The sequence below is a fragment of the Actinomadura sp. BRA 177 genome, from assembly GCF_013372625.1.
Lineage (GTDB): Bacteria > Actinomycetota > Actinomycetes > Streptosporangiales > Streptosporangiaceae > Spirillospora.
The window spans coordinates 1-4517 of record NZ_JABXFD010000106.1 but is presented as its reverse complement, the minus strand read 5'-3'; the positions used below and the strand labels follow the sequence as shown (position 1 = coordinate 4517).

General features: G+C 71.1%; 3 protein-coding genes. 1 reads left to right on the top strand and 2 read right to left on the bottom strand.

Features of this window, described 5'->3' with window-relative positions; translation table 11 throughout:
• Positions 1-154 precede the first annotated feature (154 nt).
• Positions 155-1789, top strand: coding sequence for a hypothetical protein (locus tag HUX53_RS02930; protein WP_176401623.1), 1635 nt, complete (start codon positions 155-157; stop codon positions 1787-1789).
• A gap of 73 nt (positions 1790-1862) precedes the next feature.
• On the opposite strand, the gene HUX53_RS02925 is transcribed toward HUX53_RS02930, so the two are convergent.
• Together HUX53_RS02925 and HUX53_RS02920 are read right to left on the bottom strand one after the other, a co-directional pair.
• Positions 1863-2684 (bottom strand): ABC transporter permease, encoded by an 822-nt coding sequence (locus HUX53_RS02925; RefSeq protein ID WP_176401622.1) that lies wholly within the window; start codon positions 2682-2684, stop codon positions 1863-1865.
• Positions 2681-3658: an ATP-binding cassette domain-containing protein gene (locus HUX53_RS02920; RefSeq protein WP_176401621.1), complete on the bottom strand. Its 978-nt coding sequence runs from the start codon at positions 3656-3658 to the stop codon at positions 2681-2683. The genes HUX53_RS02925 and HUX53_RS02920 overlap by 4 nt, the downstream gene beginning before the upstream one ends.
• Positions 3659-4517 lie beyond the last annotated feature (859 nt).

Genomic DNA, 4517 nt, shown 5'->3' with positions numbered 1-4517 from the left:
CAGATGTGGATAAGAGACCGCCCTCACCCCCGGCCAGGTCGCGGCGCGGCTCGGCGACCGGTTCCGGCTGCTGACCGGCGGCAGCCGCACCGCGCTGCCCCGGCACCGCACGCTGCGCGCCGTCGTCGACTGGAGCTGGGACCTGCTGGACGACGTGGAGCGCACCGTCCTGCGCCGGCTGTCGGTGTTCGCGGGCGGCGCCACCCCGGAGGCCGCCGCCCACGTGTGCGGGCCGGACGCGGACGAGTCCCACGACGTCATCGACGTGATCGCCGCGCTGATCGACAAGTCCCTGGTGCTGGCGGACGGCGACACCGACGTCCGCTACCGGCTGCTGGAGACCGTCCGCGTGTACGCGGGGGAGCGGCTGGAACAGGCCGGCGAGGTCCGGCGCGTCCGCGCCGCGCACGCCGCCCACATCCTCGGGCTCGCCGAGCGCGCCGAGCCGGAGCTGCGCCGCCGCGACCAGCTGCGCTGGGCCGACCGGGTGGCCGCCGAGCGCGACAACATCACGGTCGCGTTCCGGCACGTGCTCGAAACCGGCGACGCCGAGACGGGGCTGCGGCTCATCGCGGCGCTGCTGTGGTTCTGGGTGCTGCGCGACATGGAACGCGAGGCGGGCGTCTGGGCGGTCGCCGTCCGCGACATGGCCGGCGGCACCGCGCCGCCCGGCCTGGCGGAGCCGTACGCGCTCTGCGCCGTCACGGCCGGCCTCGTCACCGAGATGACCAAGGAGCCCGGGCCGACGCAGGACTCGATGCAGGCGACGCTGGAGGGCATCCTCGACGTCGTCCCCGAGGCGCCGGCGCATCCCGTTCTCGCCCTCATCGAACCGACGTCCGCCATCTTCCACGGGGACATCGACGAGGTCAGGCGGCGGCTGCGGGGCGTCCAGGACCACCCCGACCCGTGGGTCCGCGCCATCGCCCGCGTCCTCGGCGCGCACATGGGGATCCACAGCGGCGACATCGACGAGGCCGCCGCGGAGGCCGCCGACGGCTACGCGCGGCTCCGCGAGCTGGGCGACCGCTTCGGGATGATCGTCGCGCTCGGCGCGATGATGCAGGTCGCGATGGCGCGCGGCGAACCGGCGGACGCCCTCCGCTTCGGTGAGGAGGCGTACGGCTACGCCACGACCGGTGTCAGCCCCGAGCAGGGCGCGGCCATCCTCACGCAGCTCGCCGAGGCACGGGCCCGCCTCGGGGAAGTCGAGCGCGCCCGCGCGGACCTCGAACGCGGCATGGCGCAGATGGAGCGGATCGGCGAGTTCGCCGACGCGGCGAACGCCTCCCTGCTGCTGTGCGAGCTGTCCCTCCAGGACGGCGACCGGGACGCCGCACGCGCACACGCGGACCGCGCCTACACCTGGGTCGAGCAGCGCGGGCACCGCCCCGACTTCGCGCAGGCGATCCGCCGCACCTACGGTCGCCTCGGCTGCCTCGCCGAGGAGGACGGCGACGTCGACGCGGCGCTGAACTGGCACGTGAAGACCTTCGCCGGCCTGCGGAACGACGCCCTCATGGGCAACCCGACCGTGGCGTCCCTCCTTGAGGGCCTCGCCGCCTACGCCGCCGCACGAGGCGAGTATGTTCGCGCCGCCGAACTGCTAGGCACCGCCCACAACCTGCACGGCTACCGTGACACGGCGTCCTACGACGTCGCCCGAACGCTCTCCGCCGCAACCCGTGAACTCGGCGAGGACGCCTTCACCACCGCCTACGAGCGCGGCCGCCTGGTCACACGCGACGAAGTCTTCAACCAGGGCGCCGACCTGGTCACGTCCATCTGACCCCCAAGTGTGGCGGGAACGGCGGACGCGCCGGTCCGGGGTGGGATCGGCGCGTCCGGCGTGGGGATTCTTGTCATGTTCGGCGGGAGTACATGCGCATGGCCAGGGGGAATGTGACGGCGATGATGCCGGCGGCCCACGCGAGCGTGTACCAGACGTGGTTGCCGACCGGGCCGCCGACCGTGAGCGCCCGCACCGACTCCGCCAGGTGCGTGACCGGGTTGACCTTCGTCCACGCCTCCAGCCAGCCCGGCATCGTGGACGTGTCCGGAACGAGGATGCTGCTGCCGAACGTCAGCGGCATCACCCACAGGAATGCCAGGCCCTGCACCGTCTCCGGTGATGGTGCGAGGAGGCCCACGAGGACGGAGACCCACGACACGGCCAGGTAGAACACGTACGCCACCGCGAACGCCGCCAGCACCGACAGCGGATCGGTGTGGAACCGGAACCCGAGGATCGACCCGAACCCGACGAGCATCGTCATCACGACGATGAACCGGACCGTGTCCCCGAGGACCGTCCCGATCAGCGGTGCCGAACGCGCGATCGGAAGGCTGCGGAACCGGTCGAACACGCCCCTGTGGATGTCCTCGTTCAGGGCCGTCCCGAGGCCCATCGTCGCGAACATCGCCATCTGCGCGACAAGCCCGGGAAGCAGCTGCTGCAGGTACGAGTGCGTGTCGCCCGCCACCGCGCCGCCGAACACGTAGAGGAACAGAAGCAGGAACACGATCGGCATCAGCGTCGTGTCCAGCAGCTTCTCCGGCGAGTGCCGCAACTGGGCGATGTTGCGCCACGCCAGCGTCAGGCCGTGCCGCATCGTGCGCCGCGGGCTGATCCGCGCGGGCGGCTCGGCCGCGGCCGGACGGGCGTCAAGTGTCATCGTGGTCATGCCACGCTCCCCTCGGGGACGAGTTCGGGCTGTCGTTCTTCGGCGAGGTGGCCCGTCAGCGTGAGGAACACCTCGTCCAGGCTCGGCATGCGCAGCGCCAGCTCCGCCGCCACGATGGACGCCTCGTCCAGCCGCCTGACCAGCGCGGACAGGAGTTTCGGGTCGTTCACGGGGGCCGTGACGACCCCGGCCGCGTCCTGCACCTCGGGCCGCTCGCCGGTCAGTTCGGCGACGATCGCGGTGAGCTGGGCGGTGCGGTAGGGCTCCGCCGCGCGCACCACGAGGGTCTGCCGCCCGATCTGCCCCTTCAGGTCGTCGGACGTCCCCTCGGCGATGACGCGGCCGTGGTCGAACACCGCGATCCGGTCGGCGAGTGCGTCCGCCTCCTCCAGGTACTGCGTGGTCAGCAGGACGGTCGCGCCGTCGGCGACGACGTCCCGGACGGTGTCCCACACCTCGTTGCGGGCCCGCGGGTCCAGGCCGGTCGTCGGCTCGTCCAGGTAGATGACCTCGGGATGGTTGATCAGGCTCGCCGCCAGGTCGAGCCGCCGTCGCATCCCGCCGGAGTACGTCTTCACGGCGCGGGACGCGGCGTCGGTGAGGCGGAACCGGTCCAGCAGCTGCCGCGCCCTGGCCTTCGCCTCCGGGCGGCCGAAGTCCAGCAGCCGGGCGATCATCACGAGGTTCTCGGTGCCGGTCAGCTCCTCGTCCACCGACGCGTACTGCCCCGTCAACCCGATCTTCGCGCGGACGCGCGCCGCGTCCCTGACCACGTCGTAGCCGGACACCTCGGCACGCCCGGCGTCCGGCTTGAGCAGCGTCGCCAGCACCCGGACGGCGGTGGTCTTGCCGGCGCCGTTCGGCCCGAGCACCCCGAGCACCGTGCCGCGGCGCGCGACGATGTCCACCCCGTCGAGTGCCTTGGTCTCCCCGAACCTTTTCCGTAGCCCTTCGGCGCGGATCACTTCGTCCATCGGTCTTGCCTTTCGCCTGTGTGTCAGCTGTGACGGTCACCACCGTGCGGGAAGGCGCTGACACGCCGGGTACATCGGCGTCCGGGCGCTGACACGGCACTGACGCGGCACTGATGCCGAGCACGCAAACCGCGAATGACCTGCGGGTTCTGTGGCTCGGACGGAAGCTGGACCCCGGGTTGCCTTTGGTGTGGCTGATGCGGCGAGGCGTGCGTTCGCGGCGGACGAGGGTGCCGCCGTGGAGAGTCGTGCGGTCGCGTCGATTTGACGGGTCCGCCGGGGCTGCCTAATGTCTGTCGTGCCCCAAGGGGATGCGGGACGCCGAGAGGCGGACGGCCCCGGGGGGAAGCCAACAGAGGAAAACGGTTCGCAGCTTGCTCCGAGCCGGGGTACTCTTGCAAGGCAAGCCCGGACGGGATGCAGGACGCCGCGAGGTGGCCGGCCCGAAGGGCACCTCCTACGGAACGATCATCGCCAGGTCTTTGGCCTGGGGGTAGGTCGTCGCCGCGGGGGGCCTGGAACGCCTCCGACCGTCAAAAAGATCTTCGCTGATCGGCTTGACAACGGGGACGGGACGGGTAAGTTAGAAGGGTTGCCCCGGAGCCGGGGTCCGCGGGAGCGGGGTTCGGCGCGGTGGGTGTCCGTTTCTTGAGAACTCAACAGCGTGTTAAAAGCCAGTGCCTTTATCGGCTCGGCCAGTTGGCCGGGTCGCCCCGTGGCCACCTTTCGGGGTGGTGGGGATTTCTTTGAGGCAATGCGCGACTCTTTGGAGTTGTGCTTTTGCTGGGATTTTCTTCGAGGTTTGGCCGGCTGGGGTTCGCCCCCTGGCTCGGTCGTTTGGACCTTAATGGAGAGTTTG

What these genes read in the sequence shown, in the direction of transcription:
- HUX53_RS02920 (WP_176401621.1), bottom strand. Translation starts at nt 3,658, where the DNA reads ATGGACGAAGTGATCCGCGCCGAAGGGCTACGGAAAAGGTTCGGGGAG.
- HUX53_RS02925 (WP_176401622.1), bottom strand. Translation starts at nt 2,684, where the DNA reads ATGACCACGATGACACTTGACGCCCGTCCGGCCGCGGCCGAGCCGCCC.